At 60.2% G+C, this 22,150-nt stretch carries 24 protein-coding genes and 1 tRNA gene; 16 read left to right on the top strand and 9 right to left on the bottom strand.

The features are described from left to right. Positions 1-235: 235 nt before the first annotated feature. Positions 236-865, top strand: a complete 630-nt coding sequence (locus ACFHWW_RS23475; RefSeq protein ID WP_100674227.1) for an invasion associated locus B family protein — start codon at positions 236-238, stop codon at positions 863-865. 165 nt (positions 866-1,030) lie between these two features. On the opposite strand, the gene hspQ is transcribed toward ACFHWW_RS23475, so the two are convergent. The 3 genes from hspQ to ACFHWW_RS23460 form a co-directional block, all read right to left on the bottom strand. Next, complete coding sequence (gene hspQ, locus ACFHWW_RS23470; RefSeq protein ID WP_003528052.1) at positions 1,031-1,360, bottom strand: heat shock protein HspQ; 330 nt, start codon at positions 1,358-1,360, stop codon at positions 1,031-1,033. Positions 1,361-1,539: 179 nt separating this feature from the next. Then, positions 1,540-2,949, bottom strand: coding sequence for a type I glutamate--ammonia ligase (gene glnA / locus ACFHWW_RS23465; protein ID WP_003528053.1), 1,410 nt, complete (start codon positions 2,947-2,949; stop codon positions 1,540-1,542). A gap of 82 nt (positions 2,950-3,031) precedes the next feature. Beyond that, a complete protein-coding gene (locus tag ACFHWW_RS23460; RefSeq protein WP_003528058.1) occupies positions 3,032-3,370 on the bottom strand; it encodes a P-II family nitrogen regulator in 339 nt (112 codons plus the stop codon). Between the two features lie 346 nt (positions 3,371-3,716). Here ACFHWW_RS23460 and ACFHWW_RS23455 point away from each other — a divergent pair, with 346 nt between their 5' ends. After that, the gene (locus tag ACFHWW_RS23455) at positions 3,717-5,201 is read left to right on the top strand and encodes an NAD(P)H-hydrate dehydratase (protein ID WP_379941113.1); all 1,485 of its coding nucleotides are present in this window, start codon (positions 3,717-3,719) and stop codon (positions 5,199-5,201) included. Between the two features lie 119 nt (positions 5,202-5,320). Here the strand turns inward: ACFHWW_RS23455 and gpt are convergent, their stop codons facing one another. Together gpt and ACFHWW_RS23445 are read right to left on the bottom strand one after the other, a co-directional pair. Then, positions 5,321-5,818 (bottom strand): xanthine phosphoribosyltransferase, encoded by a 498-nt coding sequence (gene gpt, locus ACFHWW_RS23450; protein ID WP_015007526.1) that lies wholly within the window; start codon positions 5,816-5,818, stop codon positions 5,321-5,323. Positions 5,819-5,988: 170 nt separating this feature from the next. Continuing rightward, positions 5,989-6,750, bottom strand: coding sequence for a competence/damage-inducible protein A (locus ACFHWW_RS23445; protein ID WP_379941110.1), 762 nt, complete (start codon positions 6,748-6,750; stop codon positions 5,989-5,991). A 161-nt stretch (positions 6,751-6,911) separates the two neighbouring features. Between ACFHWW_RS23445 and wrbA the strand changes: the two genes are divergently transcribed. The 3 genes from wrbA to ACFHWW_RS23430 all read left to right on the top strand — a co-directional run bounded on the left by wrbA (position 6,912) and on the right by ACFHWW_RS23430 (position 8,416). Then, positions 6,912-7,511, top strand: a complete 600-nt coding sequence (gene wrbA, locus ACFHWW_RS23440) for an NAD(P)H:quinone oxidoreductase type IV (RefSeq protein WP_100674230.1) — start codon at positions 6,912-6,914, stop codon at positions 7,509-7,511. 356 nt (positions 7,512-7,867) lie between these two features. After that, positions 7,868-8,110, top strand: a complete 243-nt coding sequence (locus ACFHWW_RS23435) for a DUF2188 domain-containing protein (protein WP_003528075.1) — start codon at positions 7,868-7,870, stop codon at positions 8,108-8,110. Positions 8,111-8,197: 87 nt separating this feature from the next. After that, the gene (locus ACFHWW_RS23430; protein WP_018094960.1) at positions 8,198-8,416 is read left to right on the top strand and encodes a hypothetical protein; all 219 of its coding nucleotides are present in this window, start codon (positions 8,198-8,200) and stop codon (positions 8,414-8,416) included. Between the two features lie 44 nt (positions 8,417-8,460). Here ACFHWW_RS23430 and ACFHWW_RS23425 read toward each other — a convergent pair whose 3' ends face one another. Further along, a complete protein-coding gene (locus ACFHWW_RS23425; protein ID WP_018094959.1) occupies positions 8,461-8,700 on the bottom strand; it encodes a hypothetical protein in 240 nt (79 codons plus the stop codon). 207 nt (positions 8,701-8,907) lie between these two features. Between ACFHWW_RS23425 and ACFHWW_RS23420 the strand changes: the two genes are divergently transcribed. The 4 genes from ACFHWW_RS23420 (at position 8,908) to ACFHWW_RS23405 (ending at position 10,578) form a co-directional block, all read left to right on the top strand. Beyond that, complete coding sequence (locus ACFHWW_RS23420) at positions 8,908-9,168, top strand: hypothetical protein (protein WP_379941107.1); 261 nt, start codon at positions 8,908-8,910, stop codon at positions 9,166-9,168. 173 nt (positions 9,169-9,341) lie between these two features. After that, positions 9,342-9,731, top strand: a complete 390-nt coding sequence (locus ACFHWW_RS23415; RefSeq protein WP_379941105.1) for a YciI family protein — start codon at positions 9,342-9,344, stop codon at positions 9,729-9,731. 268 nt (positions 9,732-9,999) lie between these two features. Then, positions 10,000-10,305, top strand: a complete 306-nt coding sequence (locus ACFHWW_RS23410; RefSeq protein ID WP_018094956.1) for a hypothetical protein — start codon at positions 10,000-10,002, stop codon at positions 10,303-10,305. 190 nt (positions 10,306-10,495) lie between these two features. Continuing rightward, positions 10,496-10,578: transfer RNA gene (locus ACFHWW_RS23405), tRNA-Leu, on the top strand. 416 nt (positions 10,579-10,994) lie between these two features. Here ACFHWW_RS23405 and ACFHWW_RS23400 read toward each other — a convergent pair. Together ACFHWW_RS23400 and ACFHWW_RS23395 are read right to left on the bottom strand one after the other, a co-directional pair. Continuing rightward, positions 10,995-11,513 carry a gamma-glutamylcyclotransferase gene (locus ACFHWW_RS23400; protein ID WP_379941229.1) on the bottom strand — a complete coding sequence of 173 codons (519 nt, stop codon included), beginning with the start codon at positions 11,511-11,513 and terminating at the stop codon, positions 10,995-10,997. Between the two features lie 178 nt (positions 11,514-11,691). Continuing rightward, positions 11,692-12,621, bottom strand: coding sequence for a LysR family transcriptional regulator (locus ACFHWW_RS23395; RefSeq protein WP_379941103.1), 930 nt, complete (start codon positions 12,619-12,621; stop codon positions 11,692-11,694). Positions 12,622-12,702: 81 nt separating this feature from the next. Here ACFHWW_RS23395 and ACFHWW_RS23390 point away from each other — a divergent pair, with 81 nt between their 5' ends. Further along, complete coding sequence (locus tag ACFHWW_RS23390) at positions 12,703-14,061, top strand: alkyl sulfatase dimerization domain-containing protein (protein ID WP_379941101.1); 1,359 nt, start codon at positions 12,703-12,705, stop codon at positions 14,059-14,061. A gap of 349 nt (positions 14,062-14,410) precedes the next feature. Continuing rightward, positions 14,411-15,520, top strand: coding sequence for a sulfite oxidase (locus ACFHWW_RS23385; protein WP_379941099.1), 1,110 nt, complete (start codon positions 14,411-14,413; stop codon positions 15,518-15,520). Positions 15,521-15,691: 171 nt separating this feature from the next. On the opposite strand, the gene ACFHWW_RS23380 is transcribed toward ACFHWW_RS23385, so the two are convergent. Further along, positions 15,692-16,600, bottom strand: a complete 909-nt coding sequence (locus ACFHWW_RS23380; protein ID WP_379941097.1) for a LysR family transcriptional regulator — start codon at positions 16,598-16,600, stop codon at positions 15,692-15,694. Between the two features lie 181 nt (positions 16,601-16,781). On the opposite strand from ACFHWW_RS23380, the gene ACFHWW_RS23375 reads away from it, so the two are divergent. The 5 genes from ACFHWW_RS23375 to ACFHWW_RS23355 all read left to right on the top strand — a co-directional run bounded on the left by ACFHWW_RS23375 (position 16,782) and on the right by ACFHWW_RS23355 (position 21,549). Next, positions 16,782-17,774 (top strand): hydroxyacid dehydrogenase, encoded by a 993-nt coding sequence (locus ACFHWW_RS23375; protein ID WP_379941095.1) that lies wholly within the window; start codon positions 16,782-16,784, stop codon positions 17,772-17,774. A 41-nt stretch (positions 17,775-17,815) separates the two neighbouring features. Then, positions 17,816-18,499, top strand: coding sequence for an RraA family protein (locus tag ACFHWW_RS23370; RefSeq protein ID WP_379941093.1), 684 nt, complete (start codon positions 17,816-17,818; stop codon positions 18,497-18,499). A gap of 111 nt (positions 18,500-18,610) precedes the next feature. Then, complete coding sequence (locus ACFHWW_RS23365; protein ID WP_379941091.1) at positions 18,611-19,567, top strand: tripartite tricarboxylate transporter substrate binding protein; 957 nt, start codon at positions 18,611-18,613, stop codon at positions 19,565-19,567. Continuing rightward, positions 19,567-20,037 (top strand): tripartite tricarboxylate transporter TctB family protein, encoded by a 471-nt coding sequence (locus tag ACFHWW_RS23360; RefSeq protein WP_379941089.1) that lies wholly within the window; start codon positions 19,567-19,569, stop codon positions 20,035-20,037. The genes ACFHWW_RS23365 and ACFHWW_RS23360 overlap by 1 nt, the downstream gene beginning before the upstream one ends. Positions 20,038-20,040: 3 nt before the next feature. Then, positions 20,041-21,549 (top strand): tripartite tricarboxylate transporter permease, encoded by a 1,509-nt coding sequence (locus tag ACFHWW_RS23355; RefSeq protein ID WP_379941087.1) that lies wholly within the window; start codon positions 20,041-20,043, stop codon positions 21,547-21,549. The last annotated feature ends 601 nt before the right edge of the window (positions 21,550-22,150 follow it).

The following is a 22,150-nucleotide window of genomic DNA, read 5'->3' as shown; positions in this document are numbered from 1 at the left end:
AAAAGAACAAAGCAGGCTCCTGCCACATCCCTCGCCGGTTCGAAAGGGCCGCTCAAAGCAAATGATTGCACAAAATCGCAACAAACACTGGATAAACCGCACGAGCCAATGTAACAGGTGTTTCCGGAATCGGGGCCATTCAAATGCCTCATTTGGCCAACAGGACAACGGCGGCTGACGATACTCACTCTGCGGAACTCTGTTCCGTGACCGGATTTCAGGAGACGGAATCACAATGATCTTCAAGTCGAACTTCACCACACGCGCGGGATTGGCAGCGCTGGCGCTTTCTTTCGCAGCAGCCGGTGCGCCGAACGTCGCATCCGCGCAGCAGGCGGGAGGCAAGCCGCCGCAGGGTTGGTTCAAGGTCTGCACCAAGCAGGAAGACAACGATGTCTGCATCGTGCAGAACCTGCTCACCGCCAATAACGGCCAGCTGGTGACGGCCGTCGGCCTCATTACCGTCTCCGGCAAGGTCAATCGCAAGGTCATGCAGGTTTCCGTACCGTCCGCGCGCATGATCCCGCCCGGCGTTCAAATGCAGATCGACGGTGGCAAGGGCGTCAAGCTCGACTACGCGATCTGCATGCCTGACAAGTGCGTTGCCGAAGCGCCGCTCTCCGACGCGCTTATCGCGCAGCTGAAGAAGGGCAACGAGGTTGTCTTCACCTCCGTCAACTTCCAGCGCGCTCCGAACCCCATCAAGATGACGCTCGAAGGCTTCACCGGCGTTTTCGACGGCGAACCGATCGAGCAGTCCCAGCTTGAAGAGCGTCAGCGCCTGCTGCAGGAAGAGATGCAGAAGAAGGCAGAAGACGCCCGCAAGAAGCTCGAAGAGGCGCAGAAGGCTGCCAAGCAGCAGTAATCGACAGCTTCGCTGAACAGGTAAAACGCCCGGGTCGGTTCACACCGAGCCGGGCGTTTTTTCGTACCTGCTTCCGCCGGCGAAGTTGCGGCGACTCTGAGTGGTTTCAGCCCGGCGCTGAGCGGATGCGGCAGCAACCCGCACGCACCTCTTCCTCATTCCGCTCTAATGCTGATAGGTGGCCTTCGGCTTGTAGTGTCCGGCGTCGGCCTTTTCGAACAGAGCGTCCACCTGGGGGTGCCGGATCGGCCTGTCGCTGTCATCGGAAACGAGGTTCTGTTCCGAAACATAGGCGACGTATTCGCTTTCGTCGTTCTCCGCAAACAGGTGATAGAAGGGCTGGTCCTTTTCGGGCCGGATCTCCTGCGGAATCGCATTCCACCATTCTTCGGTGTTCGCATATTCCGGGTCGACGTCGAAGACGACGCCGCGGAACGGGAACATCCGATGGCGAACCACCTGTCCGATCTCAAACTTGGCGTTTCTTTGTTTCATGACGCAACACATCCTTTCAGACAGTTATCTGGGTTGTCGCATATGGAACATCAAGAGGCCCGCGCCCCGGGCGCGAGGCTTCCATCGGCGTCGAACTGAAAAGGCGGGCTTCGGATGAAACCCGCCTTCCTCGTTTCATCTTGCATGGACAGAACCTGTGAGGGCCGTCCGCTCCGCCATCAGACGGAATAGTACATGTCGAACTCGACCGGATGCGGCGTCATTTCGAAGCGCATGACCTCCTGCATCTTCAGTTCGATGAAGGAGTCGATCTGGTCGTCGTCGAAAACGCCGCCGGCGGTCAGGAACTTGCGGTCCTTGTCGAGGCTCTCGAGCGCTTCGCGCAAGCTGCCGCAGACGGTCGGGATCTTCTTCAGTTCCTTCGGCGGCAGGTCGTAGAGGTCCTTGTCCATGGCCTTGCCGGGGTGAAGCTTGTTCTTGATGCCGTCGAGACCGGCCATCAGCATGGCGGCAAAGGCGAGGTAGGGGTTCGCCGTCGGATCGGGGAAGCGGACTTCGACGCGCTTCGCCTTCGGGTTGGTGCCGAAGGGGATGCGGCAGGAGGCCGAGCGGTTGCGGGCCGAATAGGCAAGCAGAACCGGTGCTTCATAACCCGGGACGAGGCGCTTGTAGGAGTTCGTCGACGGGTTGGTGAAGGCGTTCAGGGCCTTGGCATGCTTGATGATGCCACCGATGAAGTAGAGGCAGGATTCGGAAAGCCCGGCATATTCGTCGCCGGCAAAGGTAGGCTTGCCGTCCTTCCAGATCGACAGATGCACGTGCATGCCCGAGCCGTTGTCGCCGAAGATCGGCTTCGGCATGAAGGTCGCGGTCTTGCCATAGGCATTGGCGACCTGGTGCACGACATATTTGTAGATCTGCATCTTGTCGGCGTTGCGCACGAGGGCATCGAACTTGACGCCGAGCTCGTGCTGCGCCGCTGCCACTTCGTGGTGATGCTTTTCCACCGTCACGCCCATTTCGGACAGCACGGTCAGCATTTCGGAGCGCATGTCCTGGCTGCTGTCGACCGGCGGAACCGGGAAATAGCCGCCCTTGACGCGGGGGCGGTGACCGAGGTTGCCGGTCTCGTAGTCCGTGTCGTCGTTGGAGGGAAGTTCGGAGCTGTCGAGCTTGAACCCGGTGTTGTACGGATCGGCCTTGTACTTGACGTCGTCGAAGACGAAGAATTCCGCTTCCGGACCTACGAAGACGGTGTCGCCGATGCCGGAGGCCTTGAGGTAGGCTTCTGCCTTCTTGGCCGTGCCGCGCGGATCGCGGTTATAGGCTTCGCCCGAAACCGGATCGAGAATGTCGCAGAAGATGACCATGGTAGACTGGGCGAAGAACGGGTCCATATGCGCCGTTTCCGGATCGGGCATGAGCACCATGTCGGATTCGTTGATAGCTTTCCAGCCGCCGATCGAGGAACCGTCGAACATGACGCCGTCGGCGAACATGTCTTCGTCGACGCAGACGACATCCATCGTCACGTGCTGCAGCTTGCCTTTGGGGTCGGTAAAGCGCAGGTCTACGAATTTGACGTCGTTTTCCTTGATCTGCTTCAGAACTTCATTCGCAGTCGTCATTTGTTGCAATTCCCTGTGTGATGACGAGGATTGGAAAAACGGGGCCGGACGGCCCCCGGATCGGTGAGATCGCCGGACGCGATCAGATGGCGTCGAGACCGGTTTCGCCGGTGCGGATGCGGATCACTTCTTCCACATTGGATACGAAAATCTTGCCGTCGCCGATGCGGCCGGTTTGCGCGGCATTGCGAATGGCTTCGATCACGGCCTCCGCATTTTCATCCGCCAGCACCACTTCGACCTTCACCTTCGGCAGGAAGTCGACGACGTATTCTGCGCCGCGGTAGAGCTCCGTATGTCCCTTCTGCCGCCCGAAACCCTTGGCTTCCGTGACGGTGATCCCCTGCAGGCCGACCTCCTGAAGGGCTTCCTTCACTTCGTCGAGCTTGAAAGGCTTAATGATCGCTTCGATCTTTTTCATGAGAAAATGTCTCTCCGCTTCTCCCTTTAAAGCAGGTTCTGCCCGCTTGGCCTCACACTATGCACGTAGCGTGCCACTTTTGTAGCGGAATGACGCGCAGATTGCGAAATTTCCAGTGGTAACGCGATGGGTGCCGATGGGGCAGTGGCTTCTGCAACGGCATTCTGCCTATTTTTTATGAGGTTTTGAGTGTTCGACACCGGTGCGCGACGGATGATCGCTGCGTTTCGTGGTCGAAGCATGTTATTTGAGCACTTATAGTGTGCAATTGCATATTTTTTAGTCACGTCACTTTCCGTCAACGCTGCTCTTGTCTTGCGCTTTCGGTCGGGCTTAGATCGTTTCCATGCTTCACGCGCTTTCGCATATCCTCGTGACCCCGGCGGAAATGACAGAGGTCGACAAGGATGCCGCGCGCTCGGGGATCGACAGCTTCTCGCTCATGCGTTCGGCGGGAACGGCCGTATCGGCCGCCGCCTTGCGGCTTTACCCGGAAGCACTGCGCTTTGTCGTGCTTTGCGGCCCCGGAAATAACGGCGGCGATGGCTATGTCGCCGCAGCGGCGCTCGCCGAAACCGGCGCAAGCGTCGCCGTCTTCGCGCTCGGGGACGCGGCAATTCTGAAGGGCGACGCCGCGCAGGCGCGCGATGCCTGTGCGCTGGTGCCCGGCCCCCTCGACGCCTACGAACCACAATCGGGTGACGTCGTCATCGACGCACTTTTCGGGGCGGGGCTTGCGCGCGACGTGCCGGAGGAGGCGGGAACGATCATCGAGCAAGTGAATGCGAGCGGAGTACCGGTCCTCGCCGTGGACCTGCCATCCGGCATCGACGGGCGTACGGGCGAAATCCGGGGCTTGAGCTTCGTTGCGGCTCACACGGTGACGTTCATGGCGGCCAAGCCCGGCCATCTGCTGATGCCGGGCCGCGCCCGCTGCGGCACACTTGAAATCTTCGATATCGGCATTCCTGCAAGGCTCGTTGCGGACAGAGCCGGCGATCTCACCGTCAACACGCCCGCGCTATGGGAGCGACACCTCGGCGCGCTGGATCCCGCGACCCACAAATACAAGCGCGGCCATCTCGCCGTGCTTTGCGGCGGACCGGTTTCGACCGGGGCCGCGCGGCTAACGGCCGCCGCGGGCCTGCGCGCCGGTGCGGGGCTGGTGACGCTTGCCTCTCCCACGGAAGCGCTTGCCGTCAACGCGTCGCACCTCACCGCCATCATGCTCAAGGAAATCAGCAACACTGCCGGCCTTGCCGACTGGCTCAAGGACAGACGCCTGAATGCCTTCGTTCTCGGACCCGGCTTTGGGATCGGTAAAAAGGCCCGGGATTTCGTGCTCATGCTCTGCGGTCGCGCGCTGGTGCTCGATGCCGACGGGATAAGTTCGTTTCGAGAGGGCAGGGAGCAGCTTTTCGACAGGATCGCGGCAGAGGGTGGCGAGGTGGTGATGACGCCGCACGAAGGGGAGTTCGCCCGGCTCTTCCCGGATATAGCCGAGGATGCGGCGCTGTCCAAGATCGAGAAGGCGCAGGCCGCAGCAAGGCTCAGCCATGCCGTGATCGTCTATAAGGGTGCGGATACGGTCGTTGCCGCGCCGTCCGGCCGGGCCGCAGTCAATGTCAACGCGCCGCCCTGGCTCGCGACCGCAGGTTCGGGCGACGTGCTTGCGGGAATCATCGGCGCCCATCTGGCACAGGGAATGCCTGCCTTCGAGGCGGCAGCGGCCGCAGTCTGGCGCCATGGCGAGGCGGGCGTCGGGGCCGGCCGCGCGGCAACGGCCGAAAGCCTTGTCGAGTGCATAGCGCCGCTTGGAGAGAATGCTTAGAACGCCGAGCGTTCTGCACACTTCCAGGGAAAGCGTGTAACGGTTTTTCCGTCCGGAAGTGCGCACTTTCAAAGGGCTAAAGTGCTTCACTACGCCGATGAACAGTGGAACGATCTGCGCTAGCCGCGCGTGCCCTTGGCGATCGGTTCCTGGTAGGTGAAACCGAGGTCCCAGGGGAAGTAGATCCAGGTATCCTGGCTGACCTCGGTCACGAAAGTATCGACGAGGGGGCGACCTTTCGGCTTTGCGTAGACCGCGGCGAAATGCGCCTTCGGCAGCATCGCACGAACCTCGGCGGCAGTCTTGCCGGTATCGGTCAGATCGTCGACGATGAGAACGCCTTCGCCCCCATCCTTCGCGATCTCAGGTGAGATGCTCTTGAGCACCTTCATCTGACCCTGCGTGTCGTAGTCGTGATAGGAGGCGATACAGACCGTTTCGATCATCCGGATGTTGAGTTCCCGGCTGACGATAGCCGCCGGAACAAGGCCGCCGCGCGTGATGCAGACCATCGCGCGCCATTCCTGTCCGTTGTCGGCCAACCGCCAGGCCAGGGCGCGGGCGTCACGGTGGAACTGATCCCAGGATACAGGAAAGGCTTTCTCGGGAAGAGACATGGCGGACTCCGGCTCTTTTGCGCTGTCGGCGATAAGCGTTGCTGCAGTTCGACGGCCACGCCGCCGACACTTGTTCATGCCTGATGCAATAGCGGCAATGAAGCCGAAAGTGCAAGAGCCAGTGCGGCCGCGAAGCACCGCGATCTGCAATGATTTCGCGGCCGCGGAGTTCAGGGCTGGTTTTTCTCGCGCGAGCTGCCGATCGCCTCGATCATCGCGATCACCCCGGCTTCGGCGGCGCCAAGGACCGCGGCATCGCGGGCCCGGATCACGATATCCGTCGAGAAGCTCTTGCCGTCGAATTTCGGATAGGAGCCGATGCTCGTTTCGGGATGGTTCTTCTGCACCTCGGTCAGCGGCGCTCCGATGTCGCCCTCGCCATAGGGGGAGCGAACCGTACGGGACAGGACGGGCGTGCCGGCCTCGAGGCTCGGCAACAGCGCGTCAAGCATCGCCTGGAACACCTGGGGCACGCCGGCCATGACATAGACGTTCTCGATGGCGAAGCCGGGCGCGGTCGATACCGGATTGGGAATGTGGGTCGCGCCATCGGGCATGCGGGCCATCCGCTTGCGCGCTTCGGTGAACTCCATGCCGCGGCGCTCGTACATCGCGCCAAGCAGCTCCATTGCCTTCGGCTCGTGAATGCACTCGACCCCGAAGGCCTTCGAAATCGCATCGGCAGTGATGCCGTCATGGGTCGGACCGATGCCGCCGGACGTAAACACGTGGCGGTAGCGGCTGCGCAACGCATTGACCGCCTCCACAATCGCGTCCTGGTCGTCGGCGACGATGCGCACCTCGCGCAGATCGATTCCGACCATCGTCAGCATATCGGCAAGGTGGCCGATGTTCTTGTCCTTGGTCCGGCCGGAGAGAAGCTCGTCGCCAATGGCGAGCATGGCGGCGGTGACGATCGTGGGGCTGGTCATTGGTGCTCCGGGCGTATTCGGATCGCGAACGCGATCTCGTCGGTGTTGAAAAAAGCTGAACAGTCTGTCGACCATCCCTGCACTGGCAGTGGCATGTGTTTTGATAAATCCTGCCGGCCGCGGCGATCAAGCGGAATTGCCGGACAACAAGGAGTATCGTTTTGGCTAGAGTACTGGTTCTTTACTATTCGGCCTATGGGCATATCGAGACGATGGCCTATGCGGTCGCGGAAGGTGCAAGATCGGCCGGCGCCGAAGTGGTCGTCAAGCGTGTTCCGGAACTCGTGCCGGAGGACGTGGCGAAGGCTTCGCATTTCAAGCTCGACCAGCCGGCACCGGTCGCGACCGTCGAGGAACTGGCGGATTACGATGCGATCATCTTCGGCGCGGGCACCCGCTACGGGACTGTCGCTTCGCAATTGCGCAACTTTATCGACCAGACCGGCGGCCTCTGGGCAAAAGGCAAGCTCGTCGGGAAGGTAGGCTCCGCGTTCACCTCGTCGGCGACCCAGCACGGCGGCCAGGAATCGACGATTCTCGGCCTCATCCCCACGATGATGCATCACGGCATGGTGGTCGTCGGACTTCCCTATGCCTTCCAGGGTCAGATGGGCATTGAGGAAGTCAAGGGCGGATCGCCCTATGGCGCCTCGACGATTACCGGCGGCGACGGTTCGCGGCAGCCGTCCGCGGTCGAACTCGAAGCGGCTCGCTTCCAGGGTGCGCATGTCGCGCGGATTGCCGCAAAGCTTGCGGACTGACGATCTTCAACGTTCGTGCGCGGCTCCCGATCGAGCCGCGCGCTTTTTTTAGCGGGCGATTCGCATCTCAACTCGCCCATCGGCGGGGTCGCCGAACATCGGCCGAGAAGCATTCGCAAATGTGGCCCAATGGGGCAATTTTGTGTTAACATCGCAGCATTCGGCATCAGAAATGCCCGACGGCGACGTGCGCTTTTTAGGTAGCCACGGTCGCTACAGCACTTGAATGGCTGCGGCGCTTCTCAAACCGGCTCCGATTCAGGGAAGCATGCGGCAACAAGGAGGAGCATAAGGGGCCCGCGCGGCGCGGCCCGTCGAGGGCAGGGACTGTCCTTGAACATCCATGGGAGTGAAGGATGGTGCAGATCACATATTTCATCGTTCCACACGATGGAGGCTGGGCCTACAAGGCAGCCGATGCATATTCAGAGCCCTTTCCCAGTCGCGAGATGGCGCTAGCGGCCGCCAAAGCTGCAGCAGCCGAACAGCAGGTCGGTGGCGACGACGAGGAGATCAGCTTCCAGGATGAGAAGGGAAACTGGCATTTCGAGCATGCCGACGGCGGCGATCGACCGGAAGCGACCGTAGAGGATGGCTGACGATGTTGCGTTGGAGGGCAATTGACGCGGGGCAGTTGTCCTTGGCTATGTGACCGGCACGGCCGGCGACTGAAATGGAGAATTTCCATGCATTACAATGTTCAGATCTTTACCTGGACTGCACGCCTGGGCGTTCACCAGGTCGGATCGGTCATCGAAATAGACGCGCCGAACCCCAAGGCGGCGGCGATTTCGCTGTTGGGATTGCGGCTCGAGGAGACTGGCGAGTCGTCAAAGCTGGCGGTCAGGGTGTGGAAGGGAGAGGACGCCACGAGAGCCGACTGCGACTGTTTCTACTATCATTGAGCCGGTCATTGACCGGCTCCTCGCCGCACGGCCGGGATTTCTGTTCAGGCCAATCTCTTTTGTGCGATGGCCTGGCTGACGAAGGCTTGCCCGGCTCGCAGAAGAAGTCCCTCATCTGTCGTGCCGGCCTGATATTCCCGGATCAGCATCCTCCCGAACCGTCGAGCCTGCGCGCTCTCGCGGGGCCATCGATGTTCGCGACACAGCATGTCGAACACACGCTGCAGCGTGTCCAGGTCTTCAGGAAGCAAGGCGATGCCGCCGAACGCTTGCAGTGAACGCACGCCCCACCCTCCTAGTCATCATCAGGGATGCCATTGAGCCCTGCATCATCTTGCCATTGACATGCCGCGATTGAACCCCTGGCGAATCAGGGGTTGCGAAATTTCTTGGGCAGACGCCATCCCCCATCCTCCAACGGACCGGCCAGGCCATGAGGAACCTTCAGAAATGTCCGGGGTTGATCTGGCGAGACCGAAAGGAGCGAGCCCATGAGCGATCCCAAACATGACGATCTGACCGACCAGCCGATGCCGTCTCCCACATGGAAACCGGAACCGAAAGAAATGGACATGGAGCAACAGCCCCTCCCGGACCAGGGCGCAGAGTCCGGCACCGAGGAGGCAGCCGAGCCGCCGGCCAGAAGTGGCCAGACCACAAAGAAAGAGAAACCGACCGAAGGCGCAGGATCGGACAATCCGATCCATCACACAGGCCGTGTTCCTCCAAAGGTGACCAAAGGCGAGCTTTGAGCACGTCGAGCGGCTGACGCAGCTGGGCTTGCCCGCGCGCTTCGGAAACGATCTAATCGCCTCGACTCACGAGGGCGATTCATCGGGATCGCTTCGCATCCCGCGTGACTATGCAACCGTGTGCATGTCGTTGTGCCTGCCTGGGCGGCGTATGGGAGATTGTAGAGGGATCCATGTTCTACGCGATATTGGCCTATCACGAGGAAGAAGTGGTCGAATCCTGGACCAGGGAGGCAGATGCCAAGCTGATGGACGATCTGCTGGAGGTCAATGATCGCCTCGTCCGGGAGAAGCGATTGGGGCCGGCCGCACGGCTTGGCTCGACCAGGGACGCCGTGACGTTGCGGGGCGAGGGTGCCGGCATGATCATCGACGGCCCCTTTGCCGAAACCAAGGAGCAGTTGCTCGGCCTCTACGTGGTCGATTGCCCGAACCTCGAAGCCGCCGTCGAGACGGCGCGCGAATTGCGCCGCGTCAACCCGACCGCCGTCTACGAGATTCGGCCGATCTCGCTCTATCTGCCCGGTGCCGCGCTCTCGGCCTCCGACGAGAGTCCGGCCTGATTTCGCGCGGCATGGTCGGTAATCGTAGGGAGCGGTTTTCGTCGACCTTTCTGCTCACGCTTCGTGCCTCGACCGAAACGGCAACCCACGCGACGCGCCGTCTGGGCCGTGCCGGTGCGGCGTATATGCGTTCGAAAGCCGGAACTCAGGATTGAGCCAGGTCCCCAACCGCTCTCTTTGGTTCTATATCGTACCCCATATGTTCAACGCCGGGCTGCGATGGCAATCTCTACGGGTGTAATCGATGCAACCCGAAGGAGAGGCGTTCATGCCCGAAGTACCACACGAACCACTATCAACGAGCGATGAAGACCGGCGAGAGTTTCTGAAAAATTGCGGTCGTTTCGCCGTTGTGACACCTCCTGCAGTAACAATGTTGCTTTCCACCAGCCTGACGTCAAACGCAATCGCCAAGTCCGGCGGCGGCGGTGGCGGGAAGGTTAAAGGCAACAACGGCTGGGGTAACGGCGCAGATCCAAGGAACCCCGGCAGCTCCCATGGCAAGGGCGTAGCTCGCGGCGGCCGCGGCGCGGGACAATCACAAGAAAGCTCGAAGACCGGCCGAGGTCGGTAAGCCGGTCCGTTTACGCTTCGCGATGAAATTGGTGTCGTTTCTTGCGCCGTGCGTCATTTCAGACGCACGGCGCTTTCGCATAATGTGAAATTCTGGCGTTGCTCAGCGATCTCGCTGGGATTGTCCGGAAAACGCCGTTCGCAAAACATTGCCTTGACTGAATCGACTAAGTATTTGATTTAGGCTGCGGGCGGACGTGGCGAAACTGGTAGACGCAAGGGACTTAAAATCCCTCGGGAAACCGTACGGGTTCGATTCCCGTCGTCCGCACCACGTTGATTTTGTTCGGAAAATCGAAAATATCACTGCACGCGTCGCTAAATACAAAAACGCGCTTGGCCCTACATTTGGTCCTATCGTTGCCGTAGTGGCCCCGCGCGGTATGTCCTGCGGGAAGCATAATAAGATAATTACGGAGGCGAAACGATCATCTGCTCGGCCGCTGTCGCAAGCCGCCACCGGACATAGACTCCCGCTGTGGGGACTGCTGAGGTTTGACGCCACGCGCTAGATGGCTAGTTTGCGCCAAAAGCGGCCATCTCGAACATGGTTGGCGATGACCAAAATGGGGCCGGGAGTGGACTGTCCGCTACAACGGTGTTCATTGCAAAAAGCAGACATCAGAGGCGTCCCCGGGGAGGTCCGGGATCGGCCCGAAGCGGCCATCCCCGAAGGTAAAGTTCTCATCGCTACCTTTTGGAAGGAGCAGGACTACGAGTGATTTCTTCGGCGACGAGCTGTTGAAGTCGCCACAGATTCCGGTCGCGGATGCCAGCGGCTTCGAGGTGGCTTACCGTATTGTAAAGGTACTGCGCACATGAACCCGCTGGTCCGCACGCTACGGCGATCCGTGCCGCAGCATCCTCCAAAGGGAGGGGCGCGGTGAGCTGATGGCTCGGGGTGCTTGCCCAGAAGGTCAGGGCTTTGCGTTTTCCATCTGCCGTATGAACGTCCACCCATCTGATCATCGGCGCGACTTCCCGATAGCGGATTTCCCGCGCCAGCAACCGCCTAAGATCGTCAGGTTGGTTGGACTGCCGCGTTCGGAAAGCGATACCTTTGCAGGCCCCGCTGCGTTCGAGGGCGAGCATCAGACCGGGTTTGCCGGACGTAGCTCGCCATCGCTCGATATGCAGTGAGAAGGAGCGGTGCCAGCCGTAGATCGTTCCAAACTCTCTCGCATCGAAGTCGAAGTCCGGATTCCAGATCAGGGAGCCGTAAGCGAATATCCATTGGGGCTCGTTTTTGCTCTCCTCGTTGACCGCTGCACCAAGGCGTCCAGTTCATCCTCTGGGATAGGCGTCCATCTTGGCTCCGGCCCTTCCTCTGGGACAGGCCTCAGCGTCCGCAGGACGAGTTCCGGCGTGAGCGCCATCTTCGTTCTACTCATGATGTCACCCGACATCTTGCTTCGACAATCGCGATGTGAGCGGAGCAGAAATCGAGATAGGCCCGGACTATCGTCGAGGGATGACGCTGCCTCTTGTAGACCAGGTGTAAAGCCGTTTCCGGGAAGGGGTACTCGGGCAGAAGCTCTACCAGTTCGCGTGACTTCAGGTATTCGGCTGCAAGAAACGATGGCAGTTCCGTTGCCACATCTCCTGCCATCGCCCTTGCTCTAAGGTGCAGATAATCATTCGCCGTGAAGGTCGCATTGATCTTTTGCGTCTGGCCTCCGAGTGTCCAGGTGGGCTGCGCATCGAGCGTAGAACCCCATGCCGCACAAGGCAGCCGCAAGATGTCTTGCGGACCTTCTGGCCTATCATGTGCTGCCACAAGCTCGGGGCTGGCGACAAGGATATGCCGAAACGTCAGCATGTGACGCGCGATAACAGTGTCGTCAGCGATTGCGCCCACGCGAAGCGCGACATCCACTCCGTCCGCGAGCAAATCGACGCGCCTCTCCGTGGAATAGACGTTGATCTGAATGCCGGGGTGGGCGCGCTGGAACAAAGCCAGCAAGTCCCACCACGGCTCGAAAGACTGCGGGAGCGATAGACGCAAGCGGCCCACCAGTTGTGCCTGCTCGCTCAAGATTGCTCGTTCAGCTTCCTCAAGAAGATCAATTCCACCACTCGCTTGCTCGAACAACCGCGACCCGGCTTCTGTGGGTCGGCATCCCTTCGCAGTCCTCTCCAGCAGTTGAACCTTGAGGTCCGCCTCCAGCTCAGCCACCTTCCGGCTAAGTGTGGGCAGTGGCACACCGAGACGGGCGGCAGCAGAGGAGAGACTGCCCGTCTGAGCCACCGCGACAAACATTCTGACAGCGTTGTAATCCATGTCGGGGCTTATCGTATAAGAGAGGCTGATTTTCAATTTCGCCTCTACATTACCAATATTGGTTGGCCTATTTTTAGGCGACCGGACGGCTTCTCGTCCGCAAAGATTGGAGATGAGATGCTCGGTTCATCGATACTAAAGGCAGGAGTGATTGCCGCCATGATTTCAACTCTCGGCACCACGTCCTCTGCTCTCGCGGAGATCGCGTATTCAGGGCGGGACAAACTGATCGCTCACTCGGATGAGTTTCAGAAACGGATCATTGAGGTGACCGATGGCGTGTATGCGGCTGTTGGGTACTCTGCCAGCAACGTCATGCTGATCCAGGGCAAAGACGGATCGATCATTGTTGACACATCAGCCAACCCGGTCGATGCGAAGGCGATCATGGCGGCATTCGGAAACCGGTTGCGCCATCCAATCAAGGCAATCATCTATACGCATAATCACCCGGATCATACGGGCGGCGCGACGGTCTTCGCGGGCAAAGACAAGCCCGAGATCTACAGCCACAAACTGCTGGTAACAGCGAAACCGGATACCGGACGGGGACGCCGTGATGGTGGTGACGCTTTCGGAACCATGTTGCCCGACGAAGACTTCATCAATGCAGGGACGCAACTCGAATATGGCAGGACGACCCCTCACACGCGCGACGGCTTCATCCCGCCGACGAAGACGTTCGAGGGCGCGGAAAAAGAGCTGACGATTGCGGGTGTACCGCTCAAGTTGATCTTCACACCGGGGGAAGCTGACGAAAATATCTCCGTATGGCTGCCGGACCCCAAGGTGCTAATCGCAGGTGACGTGTTCCTAAAGACATTTCCCAATATCGCGCCACTGCGCGGCTTGCCTACGCGTCCGGTAGAAAAGTGGGTTACGAGCCTCGATAAGTTGATCGCGCTCGGCCCGGACTTCGTCATCCCCGGCCACATGGGCACCATCCAAAACGCTGCTGAAGCAAAGGATGCCCTCACTGCGTACCGTGACGGCATCAAGTTCGTTTACAGCAAGACCATGGAAGGCATCGCAAAGGGCAAGACGCCGGATGAGCTGGTTCAAGAGGTAAAGCTGCCGGAGAGACTCGCGAAACACCCTTATCTGCAAGAGTTCTACGGAACCGTGGCATGGTCGGTACGAGGCATCTACTCGCAGAATGCGGGCTGGTTTGACGGAAATCCGACCAACATATTCCCGTTGGCTGACAAGGAACGGGCAGAAAAGCTGATCGCACTGGTTGGTGGAAGCGATAAGGTGCTGAAAAGCGCCCAAGATGCTCTGGAAGCAGGCGAGTTCCAATGGGCCGCTGAACAGGCTGACTACCTTCTGGCGGTCGACGGGAAGAACGCAGCCGCCCTCGATGTGAAAATCAGAGCTTTCCGCGAGTTGGGCGAACGGCAGATGAATGCCACCGCCCGAAACTACTATCTCACGGTGGCCAACAGCCTGAAGACAGCTCGCTCCAGCGACAGGTAGACTGTGACAAGGCATCGCCTGACTAAGCCAGGCGATGCCCGCATATCGGCCAAAGGCATGTCTGCTAATGGCGCACAGGCGACATGACGCGGCTGCCAAGACGATGTCTGCTTTCGGGCAGGCGTGATGACGGCCTCTACGACTGACATGGGGGCGCAAAAGAGACGTGGCCTAGCAGCATTCGGGCACTTTGCTGCCGTTCGAGGTCGATCCGAGAAACGTGCGGTATGTGCTAGAATGCAACCGAAGGGCGGAACGCGACAGACGCACTGCGAGGGGCGGTGTGATCGAACCGGAATTCGCGCGACCGAGAGCCGGCGTTGTGCTCTTGGAAGGGGAGACGAGGACGATGCCGACACCAGAGCGACCCAGTCTAATAGTTCGACAGAAATCCCCACAGAACATCGAGTTTCCGTTTGCGTCGCTCTCCGATTGGCTGATCCCAACCGAGCTGTTCTTCGTGCGAAACCATTTCGCGTCGCCGGACCTCGATGCGCGAGACTGGAGATTGCGCGTTGACGGGGCGGTGGAGCGGCCGATCGAACTTGACCTCGACAGCATCAAGGCGATGCGGAGCACGACTTTCACCGCCGTCGTCGAGTGCGCAGGGAACGGGCGCGTCTACTATGTGCCGCCAAAGGAGGGGCTGCAGTGGCAGAACGGAGCCGTCGGCAATGCCGCGTGGACAGGTGTTCTTCTGCGCGAGATTTTGGAAATGGCGGGCGTTAAGCGAACCGCATGTGAGGTTCTGCTCGTGGGCGCAGACAGCGGCGTCGTCGACACGAACAAGAAAACGGCTTCTCCCGGCCCCATCGCTTTTGCGCGCAGTTTGCCGCTTGGGAAGGCCATCGCTGACAGCACGATCCTTGCCTATTCGATGAACGAGGAGGCGTTGACGCGCGATCACGGCTACCCGCTACGCGCGGTCGTGGGTGGGTGGTTCGGCATGGCTTGGGTCAAGTGGATCACGCATATCACGGTTGTGGAGCAACCGTTCCTTGGCTACTGGCAGGCGCGCGACTATTTCCGTTGGGAGCGCAGCCTCGGGGAACCCAGGCTGGTCCCGCTTGCGGAGATGGAGGTCAAAGCGCAGATCGCGCGTCCCGTGCAGGGGGCGCATCTCATCGCCGGCCAACCGTATCGGATTTTCGGAGCCGCCTGGAGCGGAGAGGCTGTTATCCGGCAGGTGCAGGTCTGCACCGGAGATCGCAGGGGCTGGCGTGAGGGAAGGCTCCTCGAAACAGAACGTCCCTTTGCATGGCGCTTGTGGGAGTACATGTGGACCCCTGAAGAAGTCGGGCGATATATACTGCGATGTCGCGCGATCGATGGGGCGGGGTGCGTGCAGCCCGAGCTCCCGCGTTCCGACTGCGAGAGCTACGCGGCCAATTGGATCGTTCCGGTGGAGGTTACGGTCGTTCCCGAGCCACAGACGTACGAGGAGGAATTCGTGATCTAATCACCATCGCTTGAAGTCCGAGATCACTCCAAAGCAAACATGGGGTCAGATACTTCGACAGTCTATTTGAGCCGACCGACTGGCTGCCCCTCCGTGATGCTCCGTTCGCGCGGGCCGCGTGGCGAAGCATTCAGCACCCCTGAGGCAAGCCAACCGCTGGTCTGGAAGCCCTTAGGATTTTGTGTTGCCGTGGATGCTTTCGCGCCTCATGCCATAAGGGGCGCTGAGATCAACAAGGTGCATATGTAGACGATCGATCACGGTAGATCGTGTTCCGGAGCGACGTTCTATCAGGCCGATGTGACGATGGACCTGAGGATTGCCGAACGGAACGGAAACGACCTCATTCCGGACGTCCCGTAAGGCGATCCAGGGGATGACGGAAGCGCCTAGCCCGTTGATCACGCAGGGCACCACGGATGCTATGGTGTCTATCTCGGCGATCGGGTTGGTGACCGAACCGCTCTTCGCCAGTTCCGTTTCGATAAGCTGGGCGAGCCTGAACTTGCTGTTGAACCTGACATACGGCAGCTTCGACAGTATCTCTTCTGCAGACATTTTAGGCGTGCCTTTGGGAGCGATCACGAACAAGGGTTCGTTGATGAACGGACTCCAGCGCAGCGTAGCTGGGATGTTGGAGTACTCCGCGACCATCGCGCAATCCAGTCGTCCGGAAACGACGTCGGCGAGCAGTTCGTCGCTGTTGGCGACGTGCAGCTTGATCTTGAGCTCGGGGTAGTCCTTCTTGAGAGCCACGATCGCTCTGGGAAGCAGGGAAAGGGCGCTTGATCGAACTGACCCGATGATAAACGTTCCTCCGATAGCTCTGCCGGATATGGCGTCGATGACGTCGTCGGCGGAACGGACAATAGTTCGCGCTGTTTCCAGGAGCCTCAATCCATGGCCGTTTAGCGTCATCGGTCTCGTCGTCCTGTCAAAAAGCTCCGCGCGGACCTCGACCTCCAAGGCTTGGATCTGTTGACTTATGGCCGAGGGTGTGAGGCCCACGGCATCAGCCGCCTTCGCGAAGGTTCCATGCTCTGCAATGGCAATGAAGGTCTTGAGTTGGCGCGTATCCACTCGCAGGAAGCCTCAAATTAAGGTTTGCTGTTCAACATAGACAGTATTATTCGCTTTAATCAAGACATTCTTATGTTAGGGTCCGTGCTCAGAAAACGCCGAGAGGAGCTTGGGCGTAGGGAGGATGTATTTGAGGGGCCGAAGCGTCTCTGCGTCCTCGCGCATTTCAGTCGAGGTACGCATGGCAAGCCGCAACATCCTGGTCACCGGACCAGCCATCAATGAACAAGCCGCTCAGCTAGCGGTCAGTAGAGGGTATGCGGTAGCCTATGTTCCGCCTTACACCAGCGAAGAAGATCTCATTCGTACGGTGACCGAGGTGGACCCGGTGGGCGTCATTGTTCGGATGGGCCGGTTCGGAGCGGCTGCTATCGATTCCGCTCCATCGCTCCGTGTCCTCTCCAAGCACGGGGTCGGGGTTGACAATATCGATGTGGACGCGGCGTCGCGCAGAGACATTCCTGTAGTCGTCGCCGCCGGCGCGAATGCCCTTTCCGTTGCTGAACATGCGATCGCCCTCATCATTGCGTCCGTGAAGCGGATCGTTCCCTTGGACAGCGGTCTCCGTGCTGGTCGCTGGGAGAAGCCGGGCTTTGCGGGGAAGGAACTTGCCGGGATGACCGTAGGATTGGTGGGCTTCGGGGCGATCGCCCGGCAGACCGCCGCCTTTGCCCAGTCCCTGGGCATGAAGGTGCGTGCGTACGATCCATTTGCCGACGAAAACGCGTTCGCATACGCCGGAGTTGCAAGGGAGACGGACGTCGACGTCCTCATAGCGGGCTCCAACATAATTAGCCTCCACTGCCCGCTCACGCCGGACACGCGCAAACTGCTGGACGACAGGCGTCTCGGCCTCATGAAACCGGGTTCCTACGTGATCAACACCGGAAGAGGCGGCTTGATCGACGAGGATGCCCTCCTGCGGGCGATCGAAAGCGGCCACATCGCCGGAGCGGGACTGGACACCTTCCAGACCGAACCTCCCGCAGCGGATCATCCTTTTTGGAATCACCAGAATATCGTCGTCACGCCCCACATCGGAGGTGTGACTGAGGAGGCGAACGCCCGGGTCGGCGTCGAAGCCGTCGAAGGCGTTCTTGCAGTCGTGGAAGGGCGGCCGCTCGGTCGCGAGAGGATCGTGAACTTCCGGGCTCTGGCCAACACCCCGACCTGATCGTCATCACTACCAAAACATCAGGAAATGGGGAGAAGACGTTGACAATCGGATTCAGGGTTCGGAACAGGGACAGGGCCATCGATCATCATTGGATCGACAAGTTCAGGGAACTCCCCGTCGCCAACATCAGCGACAGCATGCACCGCATGTACGCCGCCGGCGCGCAGCTCCGGCCGATGCACCGCCAGGGCAAGCTGGTTGGTCGCGCCCTCACCGTAAAGGCACCGCCAGGAGACAACCTGATGCTCCACAAGGCGATGGACATGGCCGTGGACGGCGACGTCATCGTCGTGGACGCGGGCGGCGACGTCACCCATGCGCTGATGGGGGAGATGATGCTCGACTACGCGCGTCGCCGGGGCGTCGTAGGCTTCGTCCTCAATGGCGCCATCCGGGACGCTGATGCCTTCCTGGAGATGAACGTTCCCTCCTATGCCGTTGGCGTGACTCATCGCGGTCCCTACAAGAACGGTCCGGGAGAGATCAATACGCCGATCGCGATCGGCGGCATGGTTGTCACGCCGGGTGATCTGATCGTCGGGGATGCAGATGGAGTTGTCGTCGTTCCGATCGACGACGTTGCGGAAGTCTACGAACGGACTGTCGCGAAGCATGCCGCCGAGCAGACGCAGATGGCGGCGATCGCGGCAGGAACACACAACCCGACCTGGTTCAACGACGCGCTTGCGAAGGGCGGGTGCGAACTGCCGACCGGAAATTAGGATCCTGTCCGGCATCTCCTTGGGAGGAACTGCCGGACAGCCATCTCGACGTAAGGGCGCGGAGTCGCTGGGCGCCGACGACATCGCAATTGCTATCCGTGGGAGGATAAAATGAAGCAGTTGATCAGGAATACCACGCTTACAGCCACCCTGTTGCTGGGCACGAGCATGGCCCATGCCGAGTGGCCGGCCGACCGCCCGATAGAGTTCATTGTGGCGTTCGCCCCCGGCGGCGGCACCGACGTGATGAACCGCACCCTCGCTCCCTACCTCGAGGAAGAGCTTGGTGCGAAGATTACAGTTCTCAACCGGCCCGGAGCCTCTGGGGAAATCGCCTATACCGCACTGACGGAAGCACGGCCAGACGGCTACACAGTCTCCTCTCTCAACACGCCGGGCTACCTGACTATGCAGATGGACCGGAAGGTCCGTTTCGACCCCGCGAAGCTTTGCTTGGTCGCGCGTATCGTCGAGGATCCGGGCTCCTTCATCGTCCAGGCGAACTCGGAGTTCAACTCGCTCAAGGATCTGGTCGCCTATGCCAAGGCGAACCCCGGCGCAGTCACGGTGGGCACGACGGGCCTCGGAACGGACGAGCATCTGGCCATGCTCCAATTGGAAAAGTCGGCAGGAATCGACCTCACTGCCGTCACCTTCAATGGCGCGAACGAAGCCCGGACCGCCTTGCTGGGGGGCCATGTCATGACCATCGGCATCAATGTCGGCGAATTCGTCAGCAGCGACAGTTCAGCCTTCAAGAACCTCGGCCAGTTTGCTGAAGAACGCTCTGTCATCGCCCCCGATCTCCAGACCGCCGAGGAACAGGGCTTTGAAGTCCTGATGAGCTCGGAACGCGGCATCGCGATGGGCTGCGAAGTTCCCGAGGAGATCCGAATGAAGTTCTCAGACGCGGTCAAGAAAGCTCTCGACAACCCCGAGTTCCAGGCGAAGGCAAAGCAGCAGTCACTCGCGCTTTCCTACCTATCGGCGGAGCAGTGGAACAAGGAGCTTCCTGTCCGAGGAGAACGCTTCGGAGCGATCTGGAAACTCGCCAAGGAACAGAAGTAATGGAGGATTCACGCAAGGCTGGAGGGACTGGCGATCGGCCGGACCTCCTTACAGCCGCTTTGTTCGTGGGGTTCGGAGCGCTTGGCCTTTGGGCCGGGCGTGACCTGACCATGGGCACGGCCTCCGCGATGGGGCCGGGCTACCTTCCGCGAGTCATCTGCTGGCTGTTGATTATCGTCGGAGTGACCGTTGGCGGTTTCGGAGCAGTTCGGGCACGCGAGGATATAGCAAAGCCCAAGCTCTGGCCGCTTGTGATCATCCTTGGGGCGGTGGTGGGCTTCGCATTCGTTGCGGAATTCTTCGGCTTCGTTGCGGCGGCAGTCTGGCTGCTTCTCGTTGGAAGTATCGCCGACCGCGAGTCACGGCTGCGCGAAGTCATCCTTCTCACTGCTGGACTGACGGCGTTCGGCGCCCTCGTGTTCATCGTCGGCTTGGGCGTTCAGATGCCCATCTGGCCCTCCTGGGGTTAACCCATGAACTTCATCGACCTTCTTGCGCTCGGTTTCAGCGAGGCGTTCACTCCCACCAATCTGGGCTTCTGCCTGTTGGGAGCATTGCTGGGAACTCTCATCGGCGTCTTGCCTGGTATCGGACCGACCGCGACCATCGCCGTCCTTCTGCCGATCACCTTCTACCTGCCTCCTCTTGCAGGGCTCATCATGCTCGCCGGCATTTATTACGGCGCGCAGTACGGAGGCTCGACGACGGCCATCCTCGTCAATCTTCCCGGCGAGGCCTCATCGGTAGTCACGGCGGTGGACGGCTATAAGATGGCGCAGAAGGGGAGAGCTGGCGCGGCGCTTGCCGTGGCGGCGCTCGGGTCCTTCTTCGCCGGAACCGTCGCTACGCTCGGCATTGCGATCGCTGGGCCGACGCTTTCGTCGTTCGCACTTTCGTTCGGACCTGCAGAATACGTCTCGCTCATGCTGTTCGGCCTGCTGGCCGCCACTATTCTGGCCCGTGGGCCGGTGCTCAAGGCGATCGGGATGATTCTTTTCGGGTTGTTGCTTGGCATGGTCGGTATCGATGCAAGTTCCGGCGAGGAGCGTCTGACGTTCAATGCCGTTGAATTGTTCGACGGCATCGACTTCGTGGTGATCGCGATCGGCCTGTTCGGCTTCGCCGAGATCATCGAGAACCTGGAGAATGTCGAGGCTCGCGGCGTCCTGGTCAGCAAGCTGAGCCGGCTTTGGCCCTCTCGCGAGGACTTCCTTCGTGCCTGGCCTGCAGTCCTTCGTGGAACAGGGGTCGGCACCTTCCTAGGCGTCCTCCCCGGCGGCGGTGCGACACTCGCATCGCTCTGTGCCTATTCGGTTGAGAAGAAGGTATCGAAACGACCGGAGGAATTTGGCGAAGGTGCCGTCGAAGGCGTCGCCGGACCTGAGGCTGCCAACAACGCCGGCGCGCAATCGGCGTTCATCCCGCTGCTTACACTCGGCATCCCATCAAACAACATGATGGCCATGATGCTGAGCGCCTTCATCATCCACGGCATCACGCCGGGGCCGACGGTGCTCCAGACCCAGCCGGAGATCTTCTGGGGACTGGTCGCGAGCATGTGGATCGGCAACCTCATGCTTGTCGTCATCAACCTTCCGCTCATCGGCGTCTGGGTGAAGTTGCTGACGGTGCCGTACCGGCTGCTCTATCCTGCTATCCTGCTGTTCTGCTGCGTCGGCGTGTACAGCATCAACAATCGCATCTTCGACGTGGTGCTTGCCGCGGGCTTCGGTCTCCTGGGATATGCTTTTCGCAAGGCCAAGTGCGAGCCGGGCCCGCTTCTTCTGGGTTTCGTGCTGGGACCGCTGCTCGAAACGAACATTCGCCGGGCCATGACGATCTCCCACGGAGATCCCAGCGTGTTTGTCGAACGACCGATCAGCCTTGTCCTGCTGCTTGCGACAGCAGGCCTGCTTTTCCTGATGATCCTGCCATCGTTCCGCAAGACACGCGAAGAGGCGTTCCAAGACGAAGAGGTCTGATCCTCAAGCAAGACCCGGTGGCCGGATGAGTTCGGCCAGCGCTTTTCCTCGAATACCGCCCGCCTTCTATGTCCGCAACACCGCTCTACGTATCGTTGCTCGACCGCAACACCCCGCCTCAAGATGTTTATGTCCGTTGATACGCGAGGCCGACGACGTCATCACCAACAAGGTTCCCGTACGAGGGCCGGCGATCGGACGCCGCAGAACTGAATCTCGTCGCGGTTGCCGCCACCGGGACGGTCGTGGAGGTCGCCGCCTGCGGCGAACATGGGGATCACCGTCTCGGAGTAGTTTTGCCGTCTGCTGGGATGTCCGCTCCGGAATTTTTCGCGGATCCGCTTAATGACCGGAATGGGGGCGCAAACCTGCTGTCTCCGCGCAACGAACTGGCAGTCCGCTTCGGGCCGACTGCCGCCATGTCGCTGAGGCGCCGTAGTAAGCCACCACTGGACAACGCCTAATACGCTTAAATAATGGTAGTTTATGGAAGACGATATCGCCCTAGCGCACAAGCATAGTGCTAACCATCGAGCGGAAATCGAAACGAGTTCACTCTGTGGCTGCTTCTACTGCTGCTCAACCTTCCCACCTAACGAGA

It is taken from the genome of Sinorhizobium sp. P24N7 (genome assembly GCF_042436655.1).
Taxonomy (GTDB): Bacteria; Pseudomonadota; Alphaproteobacteria; order Rhizobiales; family Rhizobiaceae; genus Sinorhizobium; species Sinorhizobium meliloti_A.
This window is presented reverse-complemented; position numbering and strand designations above follow the sequence as displayed.